Here is a 21,019-nt window from a genome sequence, read left to right on the forward strand (position 1 = left end):
AGAATGCCGGGTGGAGGAAAAACCGACCATGACACAAGCCGGCGGTATGACGGTCGGGCTGGACACAAAGACCGGGGCCCGGACCTACACGCTCGACGAGCTGGTACGGCTCGCCTGGTCGGGAAACGTCCGGGTGCCGCATTTTCAGCGCGGTTTTCGCTGGACGAAGTCCGATGTCCTGCAACTGGTCGACAGTATTTACCGGGGTTACCCCATCGGCAATCTTCTCCTCTGGGAGCGCCGGGCCAATGCCGACCGCCTGCAACTCGGCGCGCTCACGATCGACGCGGCAGCGATGGGAAAGGCGCTCTGGGTCGTCGATGGTCAGCAACGGGTGACCAGTCTCGCGAACGTCCTGCATCCTGACGCACGTCGGGAGCCGCGTTTCGCGCTCGGCTTCGATCTCCGCGATCAGCGGATCGTTCCCCTCGACGGAACCGACGATGCTTTGATCGTCCCCCTCCCCGTCCTCTTCGATCTCGCCCAGGTCCTCTCCTGGTTCGCCGATCGCCCCGAGGCCGCCGAAGGACGGGACGCGGCCTTCGCTTTCGCCCGCGACCTTCGTCAGTATGCGATCCCGGCCTACCAGGTCGAGCAGGGCGATGTGCGAGTCCTCCAGGACATCTTCGACCGCCTGAACAATTCAGGGAAGAAGCTGAGTCGCGCCGAAGTGTTCTTCGCGCTGAATGCCGGAAACGAAGACGATGGCAGACTGAGCTTCCAGCGAATCGCGGAGCACATCGACGAGCGGTTCGGCTTCGGGCTGCTGCCGGAGGACACCGTGCTGCAGTGTGTCCTTGCTCGCCGCGGCCCGAACATCGAGCGCGAGATTCGGGTGGAGTTCGACCCTCTGCGGCGGCGCGGGGAGGTTGACTTTCCAGACGAAGACGCCGATGCCGCGTACGCCCACGGCGAGGAGGCCATCGGGCGTGCCGTCGAATTCATTCGAGATGCGGGCGTTCCGCACTACGGCATGCTGCCGTACCGCTATCTCCTGGTGGTCCTCACCCGGTTCCTGTCACTTCACCCTGACCCCTCCCCAGGCCAGCTCCGCCTGCTACGGCGCTGGTTCTGGCGAGCCGCGGTCGCCGGCCCGGTTGTCGCGAAGGGAAGCACCACAGGGACGACCCGCTCACTGACGAGCAAGATCCGCCGCTCCGATCCGAACGCCTCGCTGAACGGCCTGCTCGAACTCGTCGGACCGTCGGCGCTGCCCGATGCCCGTCGCTTCCGAAGCAATGACGCCAGCGGAAAGATCACGACCTGCTGGCTGTGGAGCCGCCACCCCAGGAACCCCGAGAGCGGCGAGGTCTACTCTCCTCAGGATCTCACCACGTCGCTGGCCGAGAGCACGACGCCCGCCGAGGCGGTGCGCGCGGTATACCGAAGCGGCCAGTTGGAACCCGAGGTGCGGCTCTGGACCGCCAACCGGGTCCTGATGCCGACGCTCGCGGAAGCACCGCCGGCCGTTGTGGGCCTCCTGAGCGTGCGCCCCCTTGCCGTCACCGAGGCCGACTGGGCCGCCGTCATGGAGTCCCACGGCATCACTCCGGAGGCCGAGCAGGCCCTGCTCGCGGGCGACAGCCGGACATTCCTCACCATCCGCCAGGAACTCATTACCGTCGAATTGCGGAAGTTTCTCGAGCTTTGGTGCGAGTGGGGATTCGAGAACACTCCGTCGCTCGATGACATGGTGATCGAGGATCTGGGAGACGACGAGTCGGCATGACGCTGCCGGAAGAGCACTACGGTGTATGGCTGCGGGACCTTCGCATCGGCACGCTCGTGCATCGGGGCGACCACACCCGCTTCCGGCTGACGGACAGCTACTTGTCCGATCCGAACCGGCCCGTGCTGGGCCTCCGTTTCGAGCAGGACCTCAGGGCGCGACACTCGGCCGCGCTGCGCCTGCCGCCATGGTTCTCCAACCTCCTGCCGGAGGGGGCGCTGCGGGACTGGATCGCGGCCGAGCGTCATGTCTCGGCAAAGCGTGAGATGGAGCTCCTCATCCAGGTCGGCCACGACCTGCCCGGCGCCGTGCGTGTCCGGCACGTCGAGCCGGCGGACGAAGACGAGGAGGAGCCGTTCCAGGCGGCCGAGCCGGCGCCCCCGGCAACGGTTCCGTGGCGCTTCTCCCTCGCCGGGGTGGCGCTCAAGTTCTCGATGCTCCTCCAGCACGACCGGTTGACGATGCCCGCCACCGGGGTCGGCGGCGACTGGATCGTGAAGCTGCCCGACCGTGCCTACGCCGACGTGCCACGCAACGAGCACGCGATGATGCGGCTCGCGGGCGCGGCCGGAATCGAAATCCCGGAGGTCCGCCTGGTCCACCGCGACCAGCTCGAAGGCCTGCCGCCGAACATCTGGCCTCCGGGCGAGGATCTCGCATACGCGGTGAGGCGCTTCGATCGAGGTCCGAATCGCGAACTCGTCCATATCGAGGATCTTGCCCAGGTTCGCGGCTTCTACCCCGATGACAAGTACACGGGGAACTACGAGACGGTCGCGGCACTGATCTACCGCGGCCACGATGTCGCAAGCCTGCAGGAGTTCGCCCGGCGTTTGACGTTCTCCATCCTCATCTCCAACGGCGACGCGCATCTGAAGAACTGGTCACTGCTGTACGCCGATGCACGTATTCCCCGGATTTCGCCGGCGTACGACCTGGTATCGACCCGCTTCTACATGGGCAACGACGAGGACATGGGCCTGCCGTTCGGCGGTGTGCGCCAGTTCGAACGATTGCGTCTGAGCACCTTTGACCGGCTTGAAAGCCGCCTGGGCGTCCGGGCCGATCTGGCGGCGATCGGCCGATCAGTCATCGATGCGGTCCGGGAGCTGTCGCCGATGCTGGACGAGTACATCCCCTCGAATGACGCGCTGCTGGCCGATGTGCAGGGCTCCATCCGCGAAAGAAGCCGTACACTGCTGAGCTCCTAGCCGGCCGGCGGTTCAGGATCGTGGTTGCGAGCGTCGCGCCGCCCCGGATTCCTCCGGGACGGCGCGGGGCGGGGCTGGGCGTTACAGCGTCTGTGTCGCCGCCACCGCCAGCAGTTCGCTCGAGTGGCTGCCGAACACGCCCACCGTCGCCGGGCGCGGGATGAAGCCCGGGATGGTCGTGAGGCCGTCGCTGCCGTCCACCAGGCGCAGCTTCAGCGGGCCGGTGCCGGTCAGGACCAGGGTCACGTCCAGGCCGGCGGCCGGGGGGCCGTGGAAGACGACGCCGAAGCGGTCCTGGTCCGCGATGTACGTCGTGGCGGCCCGGCCCTCGACCGTCGCCGAGACCACGCGGTGGTCGCCGACCTCGCCGTAGAAGGACAGGAAGCGCACGTCGCGCTTGGAGGCGATGCGCAGGTGCAGGGTGCGCCGGTCGCCCGAGGTCTCGTCGGACAGGATCGTCGCCTCGGGGGCCGGCAGGTTCGCGGCCTGGGCCGGGCCGACCGACAGATCGCCCGCGGGCAGGACCGGGAACTGGCGGTTGAGCTGCTGGTGGCCGTGCACGTAGGCGCTGGTCCACTCGCCGGGAGACTGCTCCAGGCTCACCCACTCGGCGGTGCCGGTGTCGCGGTCCAGCGCGTACATGAGGTGCGTCGGCTCCGGATGGCCCTCGTCCCAGGTGTCGGCGACCATGCCCGTCGTGGTGCACACGAGCGCGACGACCAGGGCCGCCACCGCCGGGGCCGAGCCGAGGCGGCGGTGCCGGGGCGCGGTCGCCGCGCGGAACAGGGGCTCGACGGCGGGCAGCGCGGCCAGGCCGAGCAGCATCGCGAACAGGGCCGGGGCCGCGCCCGTGGCCAGGCCGAGCGCCGGGAAGAACAGGGCCACGGTGGGCGCCAGGACCAGGGTCGCCACCGCCGCCCCCAGCGTCAGCAGGCCCACCTTGGCCAGCGGATGGCGGACGTACAGCACCGCGATCCCCGCCAGCGACCCCACCAGCGCCGGAACGGTCACGAGGTAGGAGCCGCCGGGAATGGCCGCGGCGAACAGGGCGCCCAGCACCGCCAGCAGCCCGAGCGCGCCCGTGGCCAGCGGGACCGGCCCGACGCGGCGGCGGCTGAGCGCATACCACCCCAGGAGCACGGCCGCCGTCAGCGCGACGACGCCGAAGCGGAACCAGGTCGGCCGGGCCGGGTCCAGCAGCTCGCCGTAGCCGGGCCGGATCGCGACGAGCACCGCCCACAGCAGCTGGGCGGCGACCGCGACGGCGATCAGCGGCACCAGGGCGAGCCCGAGCGCCGCCAGGGTCCTCGGCACCGAGGTCAGGCCGCGGCGCCGGGCCAGCAGCGTCAGCGCGGCGACCGCGAGCAGGGCCAGGATCGCCAGCGGCCACGTCAGGGCGGCCGGGTAGCGGACCAGGAGGCCGGCGAACGGGAAATAGACGGCGTCGCCGCTCGCGGGCCGCATGAGCGGCGGCAGGTCGGCCTGGCCGAACTCGCGGGCCAGGGCCAGGGCGTTGTCGCCGTGGTGCTGCAGGCTGGCGCGGTTCATGGTGGAGGGCCGGTCGAACGGGCTGTGGTAGACCGAGGAGCCGTCGATGTAGGCCGTGTTGAGCCCCGTGAACCGGGGCTGTGCCAGGAACGGGGTGAAGTCGGTGTCGTTGGACAGCAGCCGGTAGACCTCGACGGCCAGGCTCGTGCCGACCGGATGGGGCGTGCGCGCGTAGACGTCGATCAGGTCGGCGTTGCCCTCGGAGGTCTGGAACATCACCGCCGGGCCGCTGCTGCCGCGGGCCTCGAAGTTGAGCACGACCGACTGCTTCTGGCCGAGCGGGTGCCGGCTCACGAACGCCTCGGCGCCGCAGAGGCACGCCTCCTCGGCGTCGGTGAACACGAACACGATGTCGTTGCGCGGCTTTGCGCCGCCGCCCTGGGTGAGCGCCCGCGCCACCTCGAGCAGCGTGCTGGTGCCCGCGCCGTCGTCGTTGGCGCCGAAGCTGACCTGCACCGAGTCGTAGTGGGCCATGAGCACGACCTGCCCGGTGGAGCCGGTCCCGGGCAGCACCGCGACGACGTTGCGCACGTGGGCCATGCCGCCGTCGCCGAACTTGCCCGCGTTGACCCCGACCGTGTCCTGCACCTCGGGCGCGAGCCCGTAGCCGGTCAGCGTCTCCATGACGTACTGCCGCACCCGGTCGGCGGCCGGGCTCCCGGTGACGTGCACCTCCTGCCCCATGCGCCGCACGTGCTCGAACGCCCGCGCCGCGGAGAACTCGTCCGCCGCGATCGAGGCCGGCCGGGCGGCGGGCGGCTGGACGTCGGCGATCCCCAGGGCCGCGACCAGCGCGAGCACCACCAGCACCACGGCCGCGACCACGGGCCGCCGCGGCACCTCCCCGAAGCCGCGATCGGGCGGCGCGACCTCGGCGGACGGCGGCGCGACCTCGGCGGACGGCGGCGTGACCTCGGTGGACGGCGGTGCGGAAGGGGGTGGGGTTTCGTCGGACACGGGTCTCGTCCTCCAGGCGCGGTGCAGGGGTAGGCACATTCTGCACGCCGGGTCCGACAGTTTCGGCCGGGGCCGCTCGGGCCGGGTGCACAGCGTGATGTCGCCCGAACGGAGTGCTCCGGTTCATGAACGGGTGCCGCTCGGTTGTTGACCACCACATCGGCCCGCGGACTGCCTAGCGTCATCGTCCATGAACAACGACATCACCCCTGCCGCCGCCGTCGAGTTCGACGCCGGCTACCTGGCCACCGCCGAGCTCGACGCCCGCTTCTACCTCGACCAGGTCATGGCCATGGTCGGCGTCGACGGGCTTGTGGAGGCCCTCGCCCAGCCGTTCCTGCTCGCCAAGGTCGACCAGCACGCCGCGGCCGTCCGGGAGAGCCTGACCGCCGCCGGGAAGCCGATCGGGCCGCTGTCGCTGGCCGGCTACGCGCGCTCGGTCATCGCCGTGCACCAGCGCCACGGCCGGCCACTGCCCACCCCGGAGACCGTCGACTGGGCCGCCGCCGACTGGACGGTCCTGCGTCTGGTCGCCGTCTGCCACCTGGCCGACGCCGCCGACGCGTTCTGAACCGGTACCTGACCGACAACCACTGCCCCGCAGCGCGCCGTCAGCGTCGACGGCCCTGGGACTCGTTCCACCGGAAGTGCACGAACAGCCGCCCGAAGTTGTCCGAGTCCTTCTCCACCCGGTGATACAGCGCCTTGATCTCCCGCTGGTCCAGGAACCGCAGCACGCGCTTCTTGAGCTGCCCGGACCCCTTCCCCGGAATGATCTCGACGAGGGTGGCCCGCTTGGCCACCGCCTCGTCGATGATCCCGCGCAGCGCCTTGTCGATGTCGGTGCCGCGGTTGAAGATGTCGTGGAGATCGAGCTTGAGCTTCACCCCACCAGCGTAGTGCCGCTCACCGGGTGCCCCGCCGCCTTCCAGGCCTGGAAGCCGCCGGCCAGGTCGGTCGCCCGGTGCAGGCCCAGGTCCTGCAGGGCCGCCGCGGCCAGCGACGACGTGTAGCCCTCCGAGCAGAACACGACCACCGGCAGGTCGTAACGGTCGGCGATGTCCAGCCGCGCGTCGCTGCGCGGGTCGAACCGCCACTCGAGCACGTTGCGCTCGACGATCAGCGCCCCCGGGATCTCGCCCTCGCGGGCGCGTTGCGCGGCCGGGCGGATGTCCACCAGTACGGCACCCTCGGCGAACGCCAGCCGAGCCTGATCGGCGTCGAGGCGGTCGAGGCGGGAGCGGGCCTCGGCGAGGATCACGTCGATCCCGCGGCCCGCGGCGACGGCCGCGCTCACCAGTCGGCCCCGGCGCTCGTGACGGACTCGACGGACAGGCGGCCGTCGTGCAGGCGGTAGCGGGTCATGGCGGCGAGCGCGGGGCCGTACGCGTGCACGGTCACGGCCGGCTTGTCGCTCGCGTTCACGATGCGGTGCACGAAGTGCGCGCCGAAGCGGTGCCCCTCCCCCGGCCCGTAGGCGGAGCTCACGAGCCGGCCGCCCTGCACCGTCTGCTCGACGAGCTCGCCGGAGACGACGGTGAACGCGCCGGCCGAGCCGCCGTGGTCGTGCAGGTCGGTGCCCTGGCCCGGCAGCCAGGTCAGCAGCCAGACCTCGTGGTCGCCGGCGACGGCGAGGCGGCCGTACCAGCGCTGCACGGGGTCGAAGCGGGGCGCGAACGGCCACTCGTCCGGGTCGGCGGCGTAACCCTGGGCGATCGACAGGAGATCGGTCGCGCGGGCGACCGTGGTGACGACAGGCATGCTGTTCTCCAGTATTCGGACGTACTAGATAGGAATTAAAGCAGACGTCGAGCCCTTGTGGACGCAGCAGCGGGCCGCGACAACCGGAACGGGTGGGGTCTTCCGCGAGCGGGGCTCTAGCGGGTACAGCGGGCGCCGGCGTGCCGAACGAGGTCAATGACCAGTCGTCGGGTCAACAGCGCCATACTGCCGATGGTGCCGACGGCGCCGAGTGAGCGTCAACCGATGCCCAGCATACGGGAATCGTGTGATGCTCGGCGCTGTCAGCGGATGTCAGGCGGATGTGCGCGGTTTGACAGCGGCCCGGTGCAGGCTGCACGGGTCAGACGAGACATTCCACAGGGGGAACGAGCCATGAGTCTCGCTTTCCAGGCAACCGGCCTGGTCAAGCGCTTCGGCAAGACCACCGCGCTGGCCGGGGTGGACCTGGCCGCGGAGTCCGGGACGGTGCTGGGCGTCCTCGGGCCCAACGGCGCCGGGAAGACCACCGCGGTGCGCATCCTGGCCACGCTGCTGCGCCCGGATGCGGGCCGGGCGGTCGTCGGCGGGTACGACGTGCAGCGCAACCCGGCCCAGGTGCGCCGCATCAGCGGCCTGACCGGCCAGTTCGCCTCGGTCGACGAGGACCTGACCGGCACCGAGAACCTGGTCATGATCGGGCAGCTGCTCGACCTGCGGGCCAAGGAGGCCAAGGCGCGGGCGAAGAGCCTGCTCGCCGAGTTCGACCTCAGCGAGGCGGCGGACCGGCCGGCCAAGACGTACTCGGGCGGCATGCGGCGGCGCCTCGACCTCGCCGCGAGCCTGGTGGGGCGGCCGGCGATCGTGTACCTCGACGAGCCCACCACCGGCCTGGACCCGGCCAAGCGCGAGGACGTCTGGAACATGGTGCGCGCCCAGGTGCGGGAGGGCACGACGGTACTGCTGACGACGCAGTACCTCGAGGAGGCCGACGCGCTCGCCGACGAGATCTCCGTGATCAACCACGGCAAGGTCATCGCCCACGGCACGCCCGCGCAGCTCAAGCACATCGTGGGCGGGCAGACCATCAGCGTCCGCCCGGCCGACCCGGCGCACCTGGACACGGTGTCGGCCATCCTCGCCGACGTGTCGGGCAACCAGCCGGAGTCGCACGGACGCGGGGTGCTCTCGGTGCCGGTCGCGGACGACAGTGCCATGACGGCGGTGGTACGGCGCCTGGACGAGGCCGGCATCGGCGTCATCGAACTGTCGCTGCACCTGCCCAGCCTCGACGAGGTCTTCTTCACCCTCACCCGCGAGCGGCAGGAGGTGGCGGCGTGACGACCACGACCACGCAGCCGAAGTCCGGCGAGGACACCCCGTTCATCGCGGCCGTCCCGGCGCGCCCGTTCGGCCTCGTGCGGCACAGCCTGGTGATGGCCCGCCGCAGCCTGATCAAGACGATGCGCCAGCCGGAGCAACTGCTGGACGTCACCCTGCAGCCGATCATCTTCATCGTCCTGTTCGTGTACCTCCTCGGCGGCGCCATCGCCGGCGACCGCCACGAGTACATGCAGTTCCTGCTGCCGGCGCTCATGGTGCAGAACGTGCTCTTCGCGTCGGCGCCCACCGGCGTGAGCCTCAACACCGACATCAAGACGGGCGTCTTCGACCGCTTCCGGAGCCTGCCCATCGGCCGCTCGGCCCCGCTCATCGGCGGCGTCATCGGCGACATGATCCGCTTCGTGGTGTCGATCGGGGTGATGATCGGGGTCGGCTACCTGCTCGGCTTCCGGATCACCACGTCGTTGCCCGAGGCGCTCGCCGCCTGCCTGCTCGTCATGTTCATGGCGTTCTGCTTCAGCTGGATGTTCGTGCTGCTGGGCATGATCGTGCGCGAGCCCGGCGCGGTGCAGGGCCTCGGCTTCGTGATCATGTTCCCGCTGACCTTCGGCACGAACGTGCTCGTGCCGACCGACACGCTGCCGGGCTGGCTGCAGGCGTGGGTGAAGGTCAACCCGGTCGCGGACGCCATGCAGGCGGCGCGCGGGCTGATGGTCGGGCAGGGCGCCGTGGCCGGTCCGGTCGTCAAGACGCTGATCTGGTCCGTGGCGATCCTGGCGGTGTTCGCGCCGCTGGCGGTGCGCGCCTACCGCCGCAAGGCGTAGCCAGGACCGTGGCCGGGTGCCTCGGTCCGCGGCGGGAGCATGCCGCGGGCCGAGGCCGCGTCAGACGGGCAGCGACCCGGGATCGACCAGCGCCAGAGCCTCGGCCCGGGGCATGCCCAGGCCGCGGGCCGAGGCCACCTCGAACGCCTCGTCACCCAGCACCGCCCGCAGGGCGGCCCGGCGGGCGGTCCAGTCCGCGTTGGACGCGTCGCGGGTGCCCGCCAGCCGCTGCGCCGCACCCAGCGTCACCGCGGCGCGGCCGGGATCACCGCCGGCCTGCGCCAGGCCGGCCACACCGACCGCGACCTTGCCGATCACGGGCATGTCGTGGGCCCCGAGCGCGAGCCGCATCGCCTCGGTGAGGCGGGCGCGGGCCAGGCCGGGCTCCCCGCGGGCGAGGTCGATCTCGGCCCGGGCGGTGATCACGATGGCCTGGTACTGCGGTGCCACCAGCGGCAATCCCCGCTGCAGCCGCCAAGCCTCGTGGTAGAGCCGCTCGGCCTCGGCCAGGTCGCCCTCGGCCCGGGCCAGGTGGCCCAGCTCCAGCATCGCGTGGGACACGTCGCGGGCCGGCTGCCCGGCGTCCTCGACGAAGTCGCGCAGCAGCGCCCGGGCCACCGCCGGCCCTTCCGTGTGCCGGCACAGGGCCGCGCGGCTGACGAGCAGGTAGGCCTCGCTGGAGCGGATGCCGAGGCGACGGTGCAGCTCGATCGACTCCTCGAAGTGCGCGACGGCGGCGGCGAAGTCGCCGCGGCGGGTGTGCGCGTCGGCCAGCGAGGCCAGCGTCAGCGCCAGGCCCCAGCGCTCGCCGATCTCGCGGAACGCGGCCGCGGCGGCGGTGAGCTCGACCAGCATGCCGTCGATGTCGCCGTCGTTCTCGCGCAGGTGGCCGAGCACCGAGTGCAGCATGCCGCGCGCCCACGGGTCGATCGGCCCGGCGAGGCGGGAGCGCACGAGCGCGGTGCCGTGCTCGCTGTCGTCGCGGAACAGCGACACCACCGGCGCGACGAGCTCGACGAACGGGTGCCCGCCGGGCGGCACCGCCAGGGACTCGGCGATCAGGTCGTCCAGCTCCGCCCGGTCGAACTGGAAGTCCCCGGCGAAGCCGCTGTTGACCAGGTGCATCGAGCGCACCACGAGCCGCAGGTCGGGCGGGACCGGGCCGGGGTCGCGCTCCCCCGCGGCGAGAATGCGCCGCAGCCACAGCGCCGACTCCGCGTGGTTGTCCTCGAACGTCCAGAACCATCCGCTGGCCGCCCCGAGCCGGAACGCGCGGGCCGTGTCGCGGGCATCGCACAGGTAGGCGACGGCGGCATGCACGTTGTCCTGCTCCGGCCGCAGGCGATCGAGCCACTCGAGCTGCTCGCCGGTGCGCAGGTGCGGCTCGGCCCGCTCCATCAGCTCCAGGAAGTGACGAGCGTGCGCGGACCGCACCACCTCGGCCGCGCCCCGCCGTCCGAGCTCCTCGAGCGCGAACTCGCGGATCGTCTCGAGCATGCGATACCGCGCCGGCCCGGTGCCGGGCGCGATCTGCAGCAGTGACCGGTCGACGAGCGCGTGCAGCAGGTCCTCGGGGTCGCCGCCGCCGCCGGGAGCCAGGGCGGCGCTCACGGCCGCGGCCGCCGCGGCGTCGAAGGTCGCCGGGAACACCGCCACCGCCTCGGCGAAGGCGCGCTCCCGCTCGCCCAGCAGGTCCCAGCTCCAGGCGACCACGGCGTGCAGGGTGCGATGGCGGGGCAGGGCGGTGCGGCTGCCGCCGGTGAGCAGGCGGAAACGGTCGTCCAGGCGGGCCGCGACCTGCTCCGGGGTGAACGAGCGCAGCCGGGCCGCGGCCAGCTCGATGGCCAGGGGCAGCCCGTCCAGGCGGCGGCAGATCTCGACCACGGCGGCCGCGTTGCCCGCCGTCACCTCGAAGCCGGGGCGCACCGCGGCGGCCCGGTCGCGCAGGAGTTGCACGGCCGGGGACGCCGCCGCCGACTCGCGGGTGGCCTCGGCCGGCAGGGGCAGCGGGCCGACCGGGAAGAGCGTCTCGCCGAGGATGCCCAGCGGCTCCCGGCTGGTGGCCAGGATGCGCAGCTTCGGGCAGCGGCCCAGCAGCTCCTCGCTCAGCACCGCGGCGGCCTCGACGACGTGCTCGCAGTTGTCGAGGACGAGCAGCACACCGGGCAGGGCCAGCGACTCGGCGAGCTGGTCGGCGACGTCGCCGCGGCGGGGGCGGCGGGCCGTCTCGGGCTGGACCAGTCCCCCGGCGGCCAGGGCGCGCAGGATCGTCACCGGGACCTCGGCGGCCTCGGCGACCGGGGCCAGCTCGACCAGCCAGGCGCCGTCGGGCAGGTCCCGGGCCAGTTCCCCGGCGACCGTGGTGGCGAGGCGGGTCTTGCCCGAGCCGCCGGGGCCGACCAGCGTGACGAGGCGGCTGTCGGCGACCTGGGCGGCGAGGCGTTCGACCTCGCCGGTGCGGCCGACGAAGCTGGTCAGGGGCGCGCGCAGGTTGCCGGCGCGGGCCGGGCGGGCAGCATCGCGCAGGACGGCGACGTGGGCGTCGCGCAGCTCGGGCGACGGGTCGGCGCCGAGCCGGTCGGCGAGGCGGGCGCGGCAGTCCTCGAACGCGGCCAGGGCCTCGGCCGGGCGGCCGTCGGCGTGCAGGGCCCGGACGAGCAGGGCGACGAGCCGCTCGCGCAGCGGGTGGGCGACGACGAGCTCCTGCAGCCAGGCGATGACGGCGGCGCGGCCGCTCACGTCGGGGCCGGGATCGCCGGACGACAGGTGACCAGGCGACGCGGACCCGGCAGACGCGGAGCCGGGGGATGCGGGGCCGGCAGACGCGGAGTCAGGGGATGCGGGGCCGGGAGACGTGGGGTCGGGGGATGCGAAGCCGGAGGCCTCGATCAGGTCCTCGGTCGCGGTCAGCCGCAGCTCCGCCCAGCGGGCCCTGACCGCGTCGGTCTCCCCGGGGCCGAGGTCGGCCGGGGCCGGGCCGCGCCACAGGGCCAGGGCCTCGCGCAGCAGCCGGATGGCGGCCGCTCGTTCGTCGGCCCGCAGCGCCCGGCGGCCCTCGGCGACGAGCCGCTCGAAGCGCACGGCGTCGACGGCGGCGGGGTCGACGCCGAGCCGATATCCGCGCGGGCCCGACTCCAGCTCCGGCGGGTTGCCCAGCGTCTTGCGCAGGCGGGAGACGAGCGACTGCACGGCGTTGGCGGGGTCGGCCGGCACCGGGCCGTCCGGCCACAGGGCCTCGGCCAGCCGCTCGACGCTCACGAATCGGCCCGGTTCCAGGGCCAGGCGGGCGAGCAGGGTGCGCAGCCGGGCCCCGCCGACCTCGACCGGCCGGCCGCCGACCTCGACCGACAGCGGTCCGAGCACCCCCACGCGCATGCCCCAACTGTGCCACCCGGGTACGACAAAAAACCGCCCCGGCGAGGCGGCGGGCGACCGCGCGATATCCAGGCAACAGCGGTGAATGGCCCGTCGGGCGAAAAATGCGGATATGTCGTGGCGCGAAGCGCCCGACATATCAAGCGGGGGCCTGGCGAGATCCGCCCGGCCCCCGCCCCCGGCATCAGTAGATGCTCACGCCGTACACGCTGAGCGGCTCGGTGACCGGCTGGAAGTACGTCACCCCGCCGCTGGAGCAGTTCCCGCTACCCCCCGACGTCAGCCCGATCGCCTTGGTCCCGTCGAACAGCGAGCCGCCCGAGTCGCCCGGCTCCGCGCACACCGTGGTCCGGATGAGGCCCGAGACCCGGCCCTCGGAGTACGTGACGGTCGCGTTGAGCTGCGTGACCGAGCCGCTGTGCACGCCGGTCGTGCTGCCGCTGCGGCGCACCGACTCACCCACGAACGCGTTGGCCGCGGTGGTGATCTCCTGGTAGGAGCTGCCGCCGAGCGACACGTTGCCCGCGTGGGTCACGCCCGCGGCGTACTTCACGATGCCGTAGTCGTTGCCCGGGAAGCTCGTGCCGGAGCGCGTACCGAGCACCGACCCGCTGCTGGTGGTCCACGTGGCGCCGATGTTCGTGCAGTGCCCGGCGGTGAGGAAGTAGTACGTGCTGCCGCTGACCACGTTGAAGCCGAGCGAGCAGCGGGCGCCACCGGTGTAGATGGCCTGGCCGCCCGAGATGGTCGGCTTCAGCGCGGCACCGAGGCGCTCGATGCGCGCGCCGCTGCCGAGGCTCGCCACGAGGGTCTCGAGGGTCTTGACGTGCTCGGCCGGGACGGTCGGGTCGATCGACACGATGACCTGGTTGGCGACCGGGTCGACGGCCCACGCGGTGCCGGGGATCGAGGCCTTGGCGTCGAGCGTCGCGGTGATCTTCGCCAGCTCGGCCCCGCTGTGCGCGACCTTGCGCGCCACGGCGCCGCTCGCCTCGACGGTCGCCGCGGTCGACGCGTCGGTGACCGTGACGACCATCTTGTCGAGGCCGGCGTCGTAGTACGAGCCGGCGGTGCGGGTGCCCAGCTTGGCGACGAGGGCGTCGGTCGACTTCGCGGCGAGCGCCGTCTGGTCGGCGGCCGCGAGGGCAGCGGACGGCGTGATCACGGCACCGGCGGCCAGACCGGCGGCGATCGCCGCGAGCAGCCTGGATGAGGTCTTGGTGGGTCTCACGTGAGCCTCCCCTATATCGGAGCCGATAAATATCGGCCGCGACCGATGCTTTCATCGGGAAGGAACCCACACAAGATTCACCGGCGATTTACCTCATAGCACCCGAGTCATACTTTTCCGCCGATGACCCCGTCGAGCAGGAACTCGCTGACCGGCCAGTAGTGGTGCGGCTGCACGTTGTCGTCGATGGGCACGGTCACCGAGACGCGGCCCTCGGCCTCGCCGACGAACAGCGCCGGGTCGTTGCTGTCGGCGAACGACACCACGTCGAGCCCGGCCGCGGCGGCCGCCCCGGCGAACCCGTGATCGGCGACGACCAGGTCCGGGGGCGCCTCGCCGAGGCGGTCGAGCTCGGCCAGCATGGCCCGCATGCCGTCCGGCGAGTGGGTGTGCCACAGCGCGATCCCGCGCTCGGCGGCGACGGCGACCCCGCCGATGTACCGCACCGCCAGCGGCAGCTCCCGCCCCATGTAGTGCCCCGGCGACGCGAACGGCGCGCCCGGCGCCGGCTGCAGCAGCGCACACCCGGCCGCCCGCAGCGCCGCGGCGACGGCCAGGTGGACCTCGATGATCCCGGCCGGGTGCCCGGTCGCGACGATCACGCGCTCCCGGCGCTGCGCGGCCTGGCGCAGCCGGTCCCGCATGCGCTCGAGCGCGCGGGCGGTCTTGTGCGGATCGATGACGTCGGTGCCGGTCGAGCGCTCGGGGTCGGGGTCGATACCGACCCGCTCGGCCATGACCGCGAGGACCTCGGCCAGGGTCCACGTCTTGAGCGGCGGGAGACCGAAGAGGTAGCCCTCGCGGCCCTCGGCGAAGGCCGCCGCGTTGCCGTGGTTGGAGTCGCGCGTGGTCTCGACATCGCCGGCGAGCAGGGCTTCGCGAAGATGATTCACAAGCTCAGGCATATGAACCATCCTAGGTAGCGAGCCGTACATCAACGAGGAAAGCGGCTTAAGGTCACAGCATGGCCGAGATCTACCTCGAAACGGGCAGGAAGAAGGTCTTCGCCGGAAGCCTCGAGTGGCCCGGCTGGGGACGCTTCGGCAAGAGCGAGCAGGACGCGATCGACGCGCTGGCCGAGTACGGCGCCCGCTATGCCCCCATCGCCACCGCCGCCGGGTTCACGTTCCCCGCGGCCCCGCGGCTCAGCGTGGCCGAGCGGGTGCCGGGCACGGCGACGACCGACTTCGGCGCGCCCGACGGCCGGCCCGAGGCCGACGGCAAGGCGGTCACCGCGGCGGTCGCGGCCCGCCACACCAAGCTGCTGCGCGCCGCGTGGGAGGCCTTCGACGCGTACGCCGCCGAGGCCCCCGAGCGGCTGCGCAAGGGCCCGCGGGGCGGCGGCCGCGACCGGGACAAGATGATCGGGCACCTGCGCGACTCCGAGGCCGCGTACGCCCGCAAGATCGGCATCCGGCTCAAGCCGGCCGAGCCGGACGGGCTGCGCGACGCCGTCATCGAGGTCCTGGGCACCCCCGGTGACGGCGGGCCGCTCACCGGGAACGGGTGGACGGCCCGGTACGCCGCCCGCCGCTTCGTCTGGCACGTGCTGGACCACCTGTGGGAGATGCAGGACCGCTCAGACGTGGGCTCAGACATGGGCTCAGACATGGAAGGCGCGCAGTAGCTCGGCCTCGGCCTCCACCTCGCGGGCGGCGCGAGCGGGCAGCGGTGCGAACGGCTCCCACACGACCCGGGAACCGCGCAGCGACCAGGTGCCCGCGACCTGCCCGTCGACCAGGAACGTCCCGATCGACTGGGGCATCCGCGTGTGGAAGACCTTCGAGCGGTGCTCCTCCGGCAGGATCAGCGTCCGCCGCGCGTGCACGAGCAGCGCGGCGTCCCAGGTCGGCAGGAACCGTACCGGTGCGGGGGTTTCGGGATCGGGCAGCGGCGCCTCCGGCAGGTCGACCAGCTCGCGGCCCCGCTCGTCGGTGAACCGGCGCAGCTCGAGGCGGCCGAGCACGGCGGCGATCGCGTCGGCGGGCAGCCCGGCCCAGGTCGCGATCTCGGTGCGGTGGGCGGGGCCGAACGCGCCGAGGTAGCGGCGCACCAGGTGCTCGCGGGCCTCGGCCTCGCCGATCGCGGACGGGCCGATCCAGTCCTCGGCGAGGCCGTAGACGTCGGCCCGGCGCCGGTCCCAGGTGCCCGACGGCGGCACCCGGACCAGGTCGAGCCACAGGTGGATGTGCTTGCGCACGCCCGGGCCGAGATCGGTGCGGCGCAGCGGGCCGCGGGCCAGCAGCCGGGCCGCCTCGGCGATGTCGTCGCGCAGCGCCGGGTCGACCGGGTAGCGGGTCTCCCGCACGGCCTCCACGAGGGGCCAGAAGTCGGCCCGCGACACGAGGTGGATCGTCCCCCGCAGCACGGTGGCCTGGACCACCGCGCGCTCCTGCAGCAGGCGGGTCACCGCCGAGCGCTCGAGGTCCGCGACCCGGGTCCACAGGCCGATGTACATCGAGGGCGCATACTGCGCCTGCAGCCCGCCCATCCGCTCCAGCGCGTCCGGCACCGGCAGCGCGGCCCGCTCCAGCAGCAGCTGCCGGGCCAGCAGCGCCCGGTTCAGCGCACGCGTGGAGAGCACCGTCATGCGGCGTCACGCAGGGCGGCCCGGACGAGCTCCAGGGCGCCGTCGTAGGACAGCCCGCGCTCGCGCAGCAGCCGTCCCCCGCTCCCCCGCTCCTCCTTGAGCACGCCGAGCAGGATGTGCTCGGTGCCGATGTAGTTGTGCTTGAGCGACAGCGCCACCCGCAGCGACAGCTCCAGGCTCTTCTTGGCCCCGTTGTTGAACCGGGTCGGCATCTTCGAGCGGCGGAACAGCAGACCGCCCCGCTCGGCCGGCTCGGCCCGTTCCAGGGCGCCCGGCCCGAAGCGCCGCTCGACGCTGGCCCGCACCGCGGCGAGGTCGATGCCGATCGAACGCAGCGCGGCCGCGTCGTCCCCGGCCGCGACCGCCGCGCGCACCTCGGCGCGGACGATCCCGGCCCCGTCGAGCACGGTCCGGGCGATCCCGCCGTCCTCGGCGAGCAGCCCCAGCACCAGGTGCTCGGTGCCGATGATCGGGTGGCCGAGGTCGTCGGCCTCGGTCTTGGCCAGTCGCACCACGGTGCGGGCCCGGTCGGTGAACCGCTCGAACATCTACCCCTCCTGCCTCGGGACGGGCCGGCCGGCGTGCTTCTTGTGCACCGCCTGGCGCGTCACGTCCAGCGCGTCGGCAATCTCCTGCCACGACCAGCCCTGCCGGCGCGCGTTGTCGACCTGCAGCACTTCGAGCGCGTCGGCGAGGCGCCGCAGGGCGACCGCCGCCCGCAGTCCGATGCGCGGATCGGCGCCGGCCGCCGCCTCCGCGAGGTCATTGGCCTCCGTCATGGCGTCAACACTAGTTGACGCGATGGCCGTTCGTCAACCGGAGTTGACGCCTAGCCTCGACCGGGTGAGCACACTTCCGGTCATCGACATCACCGGCCTGGCCCGCGACGGCCGGGACGAGCGCGCCGCCCGCGAGATCGAGGCGGCCTGCCGGGCCAGCGGCTTCTTCTACGTGGCCGGCCACGGCGTGGACCCGGACCTCATCGCGCGGCTCGACGCGGCCGCGCGGACCTTCTTCGCCCTCCCCGAGGCCGAGAAGCTCGAGATCGCCATGGCCCGCGGCGGCCGGGCCTGGCGCGGGTTCTTCCCGGTCGGCGCCGAGCTCACCTCCGGGGTGCCGGACCGCAAGGAGGGCCTGTACTTCGGCACCGAGCTCGGCCCCGACGCCCCCCGGGTGCGGGCCCGGCTGCCGCTGCACGGCGCGAACCTGTTCCCGGCCCGGGTGCCCGAACTGCGCGAGACGGTGCTGCGCTACATCGACGCGCTCACCGGCACCGCCCAGGCCGTGCTGCGCGGGGTGGCGCAGAGCCTCGGCCTGGACGCGGAGTACTTCGCCACCGGCTACACCGCGGACCCCACGGTGCTGTTCCGCATCTTCCACTACCCGCCCAGCCCGCCCGGCAGCCGCGAGTGGGGCGTCGGCGAGCACACCGACTACGGGCTGCTCACGCTCCTGCTGCAGGACGACAACGGCGGCCTGCAGGTGCGGCGCCCGGCCGGCGAGGACGGCGGGGAGGACGGCTGGATCGACGCGCCGCCGATCCCGGGCACGTTCGTGTGCAACATCGGCGACATGCTCGACCGGATGACCGGCGGGTGGTACCGCTCCACGCCCCACCGCGTGCGCAACACCAGCGGCAACGAGCGCCTGTCGTTCCCCTTCTTCTTCGACCCGGACTTCACCGCCGAGGTCCCCCCGCTGCCGGGCCGCACCGCGACGGGTGACCCGCGCCGCTGGGACGGCCAGGATCTGCGCGCATTTACCGGCACCTACGGCGATTATCTGGTGCGAAAGGTGGGCAAGGTGTTCCCGGAGCTGATCGCGGACGTCAACGAGGACGCCTGAGCACCGTCACCCCGGCCGGGGTGGATCGGTTGAACCCCGAGGAAGCGTTCCACGAGGCCAGTGGCACGTTCCCGGGAGCAAACCTGTCCGCGGTGTTCGTAGCGTAAGAGTCACCCCACCGTAGCCAGGAGGCGACGATGACCACCCCCACCCCCACCACGACCCGCAAGCTGACCCGCTTCGACGCCGAGCAGGGCATGTTGATCTTCCTTGCCGCTCTCGTGCTCGTCGTCGTGACCGCGGTGATCGCCGTCGGCGGCTGACCGAGCCGCCGGCGGTGACCGCCGGGCGAACTCGGAGAAGGAGCCGACGAGCGCGTGCTGCAACTCGAAGAGCCTCCGACCGGGGAACGCCCCGAGCCCCGCCGGCCCGCGAGCCGCCTGCGCCGCACCCGCCGCGACCCCCGATGGGCCCGTTCGCTGCTGGTGAGCGGCGCGATCCTGATGCTGCTGGCCGGCAGCGCCTTCGTCGCCAAGGATCTGCTGATCGGCTACGTCACCGGCAACGTCCAGCAGGACGACCTCATCGATCCGGTGGCCGGGCCGCAGGGCCGCCACGCCACCATCAGCGGGGCGAAGACCATCCTGCTGGTCGGCACCGACACCCGGCCGGACCAGAGCCCCACCGAGGCGGTCCGGTCCGACTCGATCATCGTCGTGCACATCCCGGCCGACCACGGCTCGGCGTACCTCATCTCGATCCCCCGCGACACGTGGGTGCGGATCCCCGAGTTCACCAACGGCCGGTCGAGGTACTCCGGCGGCCACGACAAGATCAACGCCGCGTTCGCCGTCGGCGGCCTGAAGCTCACCGGCCGCGACCAGCGCAGGTACGGCATGACGCTGCTGGCCCGCACCATCGAGGAGAACTGGGGCCTCACCTTCGACGCCGCCGCGATCGTCGACTTCGCCGGCTTCACCAAGGTCGTGCAGGTGCTGGGCGGGGTGGACATGTACGTCGACCAGGAGACCCGCTCGGTGCACATCGGGCACGACGCCAAGGGCGAGACCAGGGTCCCCTACATCCAGCGGTTCAACGCCTCCGGCGGCACCGACCTCGTCCCGGTCGCCGGGGTCACCCCGCAGACCTACCATGTCGGCTACCAGCACCTGGAGCCGTGGCAGGCGCTGGACTACGTGCGCCAGCGCGACACGCTGCCGCACAGCGACTACGACCGCCAGCGCCACCAGCAGCAGTTCATCAAGGCGCTGCTGCGCGGGATCGCCAGCCGCGACACGCTCACCGACCCGGTGAAGCTCAAGCAGATCCTCGACGTCGTCGGGCAGTCCATGACCATCGACTCGGGCGGCATCGACCTGCAGGACTGGATCTTCGCGATGCAGGGCATCGGCGGCGACAACCTGCTCACCGTGAAGACGAACAACGGCACGTTCCACGAGTCGGCGCAGCAGCCCGGGGCCGAGGCGCTCGACGACACCACCCTGGCCCTGCTCGAGGCCGTGCGCTCCGACACCGTGCAGACGTTCCTCACCGCCCGCACGGACCTGGTCAGCAGCAGCTAGACCCGGTCCTGCACGCGCGGGCGCAGGTGCTCCACGACGGCGTCGGCGGCCTCGCCGAGGACCCGGATCTGCTCCTCGGTCAGCAGGTCGATGAAGTGCTCGCGGACCGCGGCCACGTGCCCGGGCGCGGCCGCCCGCAGGGTCGCCATCCCGGCGTCGGTGAGCACGATGAAGGCGCCGCGACCGTCGGAGGGGCACTCCTTGCGGGTGACCAGGCCGCGCTGCTGCATGCGGGTCACGTGGTGGGAGAGGCGGCTCTTGGACCACAGCATCCGCTCGGCCATCTCGCTGAGCCGGATGCGCCGGTCCTCGGCGGCCGACAGGCTGCTCAGCACGTCGTAGTCCGGCTCGGAAAGCCCCTGGTTGGCCGCGAGCTCGCGGGAGATCTGCAGGTCGAGCAGCGCCTTCATCCGCCGGTACCCGATCCAGGCCCGGAACTCGTCCTCGTCCAGCCACCGCGGGACACCGTTGTCTGCCACGTCTCACACTGTAGTCGTTGACGTGTCACCTAACCAGTGTCACGATGATGACATGTCAACAACACAGCCACGCCCACGCCTCGAGGTCATCGTCGCCAGCACCCGCCCGGGACGGGTGGGCCGGGTGGTCGCCGACTGGTTCATCGGCGAGGTCGGGCAGCACAACGGCTTCGACGTGCACGTCTCCGACCTCGCCGAGCTGAACCTGCCCCTGCTCGACGAGCCGCACCACCCGGCCCTTCGCAACTACACCAAGCAGCACACCAAGGACTGGAGCGCGACGATCGACGCGGCCGACGCCGTGGTGTTCGTGATGCCGGAGTACAACCACAGCTTCAGCGCGCCGCTGAAGAACGCGATCGACTACCTCGTGCACGAGTGGCGCGACAAGCCGGCGGCGTTCGTGAGCTACGGCGGGCTCTCGGCCGGCACCCGCGCCGTCATCGCGCTGCGCCCGGTGGTGAGCATGCTCGGCATGATGGCGATCAACGCGCAGGTCGCGGTGCCCAGCCGCGTGCACGTGACCGCCGAGAAGACGTTCGTGAGCGACCCGGCGCTGGACGCGTCGGCCAAGGCCGTGCTCGACGAGCTGGCCCGGCTGGCCCCCGCCTTCAAGGCGCTGCGCGCCGCGAAGTAAGAATCGG

Annotated in this window: 21 protein-coding genes; 10 read left to right on the forward strand and 11 right to left on the reverse strand. The window is 72.3% G+C overall.

Annotation, left to right across the window (positions count from 1 at the left end; genetic code table 11):
* The first annotated feature begins 10 nt into the window (after positions 1-10).
* Positions 11-1,729, forward strand: coding sequence for a DUF262 domain-containing protein (locus ACQP1P_RS40390; RefSeq protein ID WP_433079516.1), 1,719 nt, complete (start codon positions 11-13; stop codon positions 1,727-1,729).
* Positions 1,726-2,940 (forward strand): type II toxin-antitoxin system HipA family toxin, encoded by a 1,215-nt coding sequence (locus ACQP1P_RS40395; RefSeq protein WP_433079518.1) that lies wholly within the window; start codon positions 1,726-1,728, stop codon positions 2,938-2,940. Before ACQP1P_RS40390 ends, ACQP1P_RS40395 begins: the two co-directional genes overlap by 4 nt.
* A gap of 81 nt (positions 2,941-3,021) precedes the next feature.
* Here ACQP1P_RS40395 and ACQP1P_RS40400 read toward each other — a convergent pair whose 3' ends face one another.
* Positions 3,022-5,445 (reverse strand): M28 family peptidase, encoded by a 2,424-nt coding sequence (locus ACQP1P_RS40400; RefSeq protein ID WP_433079520.1) that lies wholly within the window; start codon positions 5,443-5,445, stop codon positions 3,022-3,024.
* Between the two features lie 190 nt (positions 5,446-5,635).
* On the opposite strand from ACQP1P_RS40400, the gene ACQP1P_RS40405 reads away from it, so the two are divergent.
* Entirely contained in the window at positions 5,636-6,016 is a 381-nt protein-coding gene (locus tag ACQP1P_RS40405; protein WP_433079522.1) for a DUF6401 family natural product biosynthesis protein, read from the forward strand.
* A 40-nt stretch (positions 6,017-6,056) separates the two neighbouring features.
* On the opposite strand, the gene ACQP1P_RS40410 is transcribed toward ACQP1P_RS40405, so the two are convergent.
* From ACQP1P_RS40410 to ACQP1P_RS40420, 3 genes are read right to left on the reverse strand one after another with little or no spacing between them, the layout of a single operon-like run.
* Positions 6,057-6,332: a Smr/MutS family protein gene (locus tag ACQP1P_RS40410; protein ID WP_350618703.1), complete on the reverse strand. Its 276-nt coding sequence runs from the start codon at positions 6,330-6,332 to the stop codon at positions 6,057-6,059.
* On the reverse strand, positions 6,329-6,745 hold the full coding sequence (locus tag ACQP1P_RS40415) for a rhodanese-like domain-containing protein (RefSeq protein ID WP_433090316.1): 417 nt from the start codon (positions 6,743-6,745) through the stop codon (positions 6,329-6,331). The genes ACQP1P_RS40410 and ACQP1P_RS40415 overlap by 4 nt, the downstream gene beginning before the upstream one ends.
* Positions 6,739-7,206, reverse strand: a complete 468-nt coding sequence (locus ACQP1P_RS40420) for a cysteine dioxygenase (protein WP_433079524.1) — start codon at positions 7,204-7,206, stop codon at positions 6,739-6,741. Before ACQP1P_RS40420 ends, ACQP1P_RS40415 begins: the two co-directional genes overlap by 7 nt.
* A 354-nt stretch (positions 7,207-7,560) precedes the next feature.
* On the opposite strand from ACQP1P_RS40420, the gene ACQP1P_RS40425 reads away from it, so the two are divergent.
* Together ACQP1P_RS40425 and ACQP1P_RS40430 are read left to right on the forward strand one after the other, a co-directional pair.
* Positions 7,561-8,505, forward strand: a complete 945-nt coding sequence (locus ACQP1P_RS40425; RefSeq protein WP_433079526.1) for an ATP-binding cassette domain-containing protein — start codon at positions 7,561-7,563, stop codon at positions 8,503-8,505.
* A complete protein-coding gene (locus ACQP1P_RS40430; RefSeq protein WP_433079528.1) occupies positions 8,502-9,332 on the forward strand; it encodes an ABC transporter permease in 831 nt (276 codons plus the stop codon). Before ACQP1P_RS40425 ends, ACQP1P_RS40430 begins: the two co-directional genes overlap by 4 nt.
* A 60-nt stretch (positions 9,333-9,392) precedes the next feature.
* Here ACQP1P_RS40430 and ACQP1P_RS40435 read toward each other — a convergent pair whose 3' ends face one another.
* The 3 genes from ACQP1P_RS40435 to ACQP1P_RS40445 all read right to left on the reverse strand — a co-directional run bounded on the left by ACQP1P_RS40435 (position 9,393) and on the right by ACQP1P_RS40445 (position 14,843).
* Positions 9,393-12,707: an AfsR/SARP family transcriptional regulator gene (locus ACQP1P_RS40435; protein WP_433079530.1), complete on the reverse strand. Its 3,315-nt coding sequence runs from the start codon at positions 12,705-12,707 to the stop codon at positions 9,393-9,395.
* A 184-nt stretch (positions 12,708-12,891) separates the two neighbouring features.
* On the reverse strand, positions 12,892-13,938 hold the full coding sequence (locus ACQP1P_RS40440) for a S1 family peptidase (RefSeq protein ID WP_433079532.1): 1,047 nt from the start codon (positions 13,936-13,938) through the stop codon (positions 12,892-12,894).
* A gap of 107 nt (positions 13,939-14,045) precedes the next feature.
* Positions 14,046-14,843, reverse strand: coding sequence for a phosphatase (locus ACQP1P_RS40445; RefSeq protein WP_433079534.1), 798 nt, complete (start codon positions 14,841-14,843; stop codon positions 14,046-14,048).
* A gap of 59 nt (positions 14,844-14,902) precedes the next feature.
* On the opposite strand from ACQP1P_RS40445, the gene ACQP1P_RS40450 reads away from it, so the two are divergent.
* Complete coding sequence (locus ACQP1P_RS40450) at positions 14,903-15,565, forward strand: hypothetical protein (RefSeq protein WP_433079536.1); 663 nt, start codon at positions 14,903-14,905, stop codon at positions 15,563-15,565.
* Here the strand turns inward: ACQP1P_RS40450 and ACQP1P_RS40455 are convergent.
* From ACQP1P_RS40455 to ACQP1P_RS40465, 3 genes are read right to left on the reverse strand one after another with little or no spacing between them, the layout of a single operon-like run.
* On the reverse strand, positions 15,542-16,528 hold the full coding sequence (locus ACQP1P_RS40455; RefSeq protein ID WP_433079538.1) for a winged helix DNA-binding domain-containing protein: 987 nt from the start codon (positions 16,526-16,528) through the stop codon (positions 15,542-15,544). The two genes, ACQP1P_RS40450 and ACQP1P_RS40455, sit on opposite strands and share 24 nt — an antisense overlap.
* Positions 16,525-17,076, reverse strand: a complete 552-nt coding sequence (locus tag ACQP1P_RS40460) for a Clp protease N-terminal domain-containing protein (protein ID WP_433079540.1) — start codon at positions 17,074-17,076, stop codon at positions 16,525-16,527. The genes ACQP1P_RS40455 and ACQP1P_RS40460 overlap by 4 nt, the downstream gene beginning before the upstream one ends.
* A complete protein-coding gene (locus tag ACQP1P_RS40465; RefSeq protein WP_433079542.1) occupies positions 17,077-17,307 on the reverse strand; it encodes a helix-turn-helix domain-containing protein in 231 nt (76 codons plus the stop codon).
* A gap of 64 nt (positions 17,308-17,371) precedes the next feature.
* On the opposite strand from ACQP1P_RS40465, the gene ACQP1P_RS40470 reads away from it, so the two are divergent.
* The 3 genes from ACQP1P_RS40470 to ACQP1P_RS40480 all read left to right on the forward strand — a co-directional run bounded on the left by ACQP1P_RS40470 (position 17,372) and on the right by ACQP1P_RS40480 (position 19,896).
* The gene (locus ACQP1P_RS40470; RefSeq protein ID WP_433079544.1) at positions 17,372-18,373 is read left to right on the forward strand and encodes an isopenicillin N synthase family dioxygenase; all 1,002 of its coding nucleotides are present in this window, start codon (positions 17,372-17,374) and stop codon (positions 18,371-18,373) included.
* Positions 18,374-18,510: 137 nt separating this feature from the next.
* Positions 18,511-18,636: a hypothetical protein gene (locus ACQP1P_RS40475; protein WP_350618679.1), complete on the forward strand. Its 126-nt coding sequence runs from the start codon at positions 18,511-18,513 to the stop codon at positions 18,634-18,636.
* A gap of 54 nt (positions 18,637-18,690) precedes the next feature.
* Entirely contained in the window at positions 18,691-19,896 is a 1,206-nt protein-coding gene (locus ACQP1P_RS40480) for an LCP family protein (protein ID WP_433079546.1), read from the forward strand.
* On the opposite strand, the gene ACQP1P_RS40485 is transcribed toward ACQP1P_RS40480, so the two are convergent.
* Positions 19,893-20,375: a MarR family winged helix-turn-helix transcriptional regulator gene (locus ACQP1P_RS40485; RefSeq protein ID WP_433079548.1), complete on the reverse strand. Its 483-nt coding sequence runs from the start codon at positions 20,373-20,375 to the stop codon at positions 19,893-19,895. The two genes, ACQP1P_RS40480 and ACQP1P_RS40485, sit on opposite strands and share 4 nt — an antisense overlap.
* A 52-nt stretch (positions 20,376-20,427) precedes the next feature.
* Between ACQP1P_RS40485 and ACQP1P_RS40490 the strand changes: the two genes are divergently transcribed.
* Positions 20,428-21,012 (forward strand): NADPH-dependent FMN reductase, encoded by a 585-nt coding sequence (locus tag ACQP1P_RS40490; protein ID WP_433079550.1) that lies wholly within the window; start codon positions 20,428-20,430, stop codon positions 21,010-21,012.
* Positions 21,013-21,019: the final 7 nt, after the last annotated feature.

It is taken from the genome of Dactylosporangium sp. CA-052675, assembly GCF_050947935.1.
In the GTDB taxonomy this organism is placed as follows: Bacteria; Actinomycetota; Actinomycetes; order Mycobacteriales; family Micromonosporaceae; genus Dactylosporangium.

Bases quoted from the DNA above. Each gene is read 5' to 3' on its own strand.
- ACQP1P_RS40445 (WP_433079534.1), bottom strand. From the start codon at position 14,843: ATGCCTGAGCTTGTGAATCATCTTCGCGAAGCCCTGCTCGCCGGCGAT.
- ACQP1P_RS40455 (WP_433079538.1), bottom strand. From the start codon at position 16,528: ATGACGGTGCTCTCCACGCGTGCGCTGAACCGGGCGCTGCTGGCCCGG.
- ACQP1P_RS40490 (WP_433079550.1), top strand. From the start codon at position 20,428: ATGTCAACAACACAGCCACGCCCACGCCTCGAGGTCATCGTCGCCAGC.
- ACQP1P_RS40425 (WP_433079526.1), top strand. From the start codon at position 7,561: ATGAGTCTCGCTTTCCAGGCAACCGGCCTGGTCAAGCGCTTCGGCAAG.
- ACQP1P_RS40450 (WP_433079536.1), top strand. From the start codon at position 14,903: ATGGCCGAGATCTACCTCGAAACGGGCAGGAAGAAGGTCTTCGCCGGA.
- ACQP1P_RS40395 (WP_433079518.1), top strand. From the start codon at position 1,726: ATGACGCTGCCGGAAGAGCACTACGGTGTATGGCTGCGGGACCTTCGC.
- ACQP1P_RS40475 (WP_350618679.1), top strand. From the start codon at position 18,511: ATGACCACCCCCACCCCCACCACGACCCGCAAGCTGACCCGCTTCGAC.
- ACQP1P_RS40460 (WP_433079540.1), bottom strand. From the start codon at position 17,076: ATGTTCGAGCGGTTCACCGACCGGGCCCGCACCGTGGTGCGACTGGCC.
- ACQP1P_RS40435 (WP_433079530.1), bottom strand. From the start codon at position 12,707: ATGCGCGTGGGGGTGCTCGGACCGCTGTCGGTCGAGGTCGGCGGCCGG.
- ACQP1P_RS40420 (WP_433079524.1), bottom strand. From the start codon at position 7,206: ATGCCTGTCGTCACCACGGTCGCCCGCGCGACCGATCTCCTGTCGATC.
- ACQP1P_RS40405 (WP_433079522.1), top strand. From the start codon at position 5,636: ATGAACAACGACATCACCCCTGCCGCCGCCGTCGAGTTCGACGCCGGC.
- ACQP1P_RS40465 (WP_433079542.1), bottom strand. From the start codon at position 17,307: ATGACGGAGGCCAATGACCTCGCGGAGGCGGCGGCCGGCGCCGATCCG.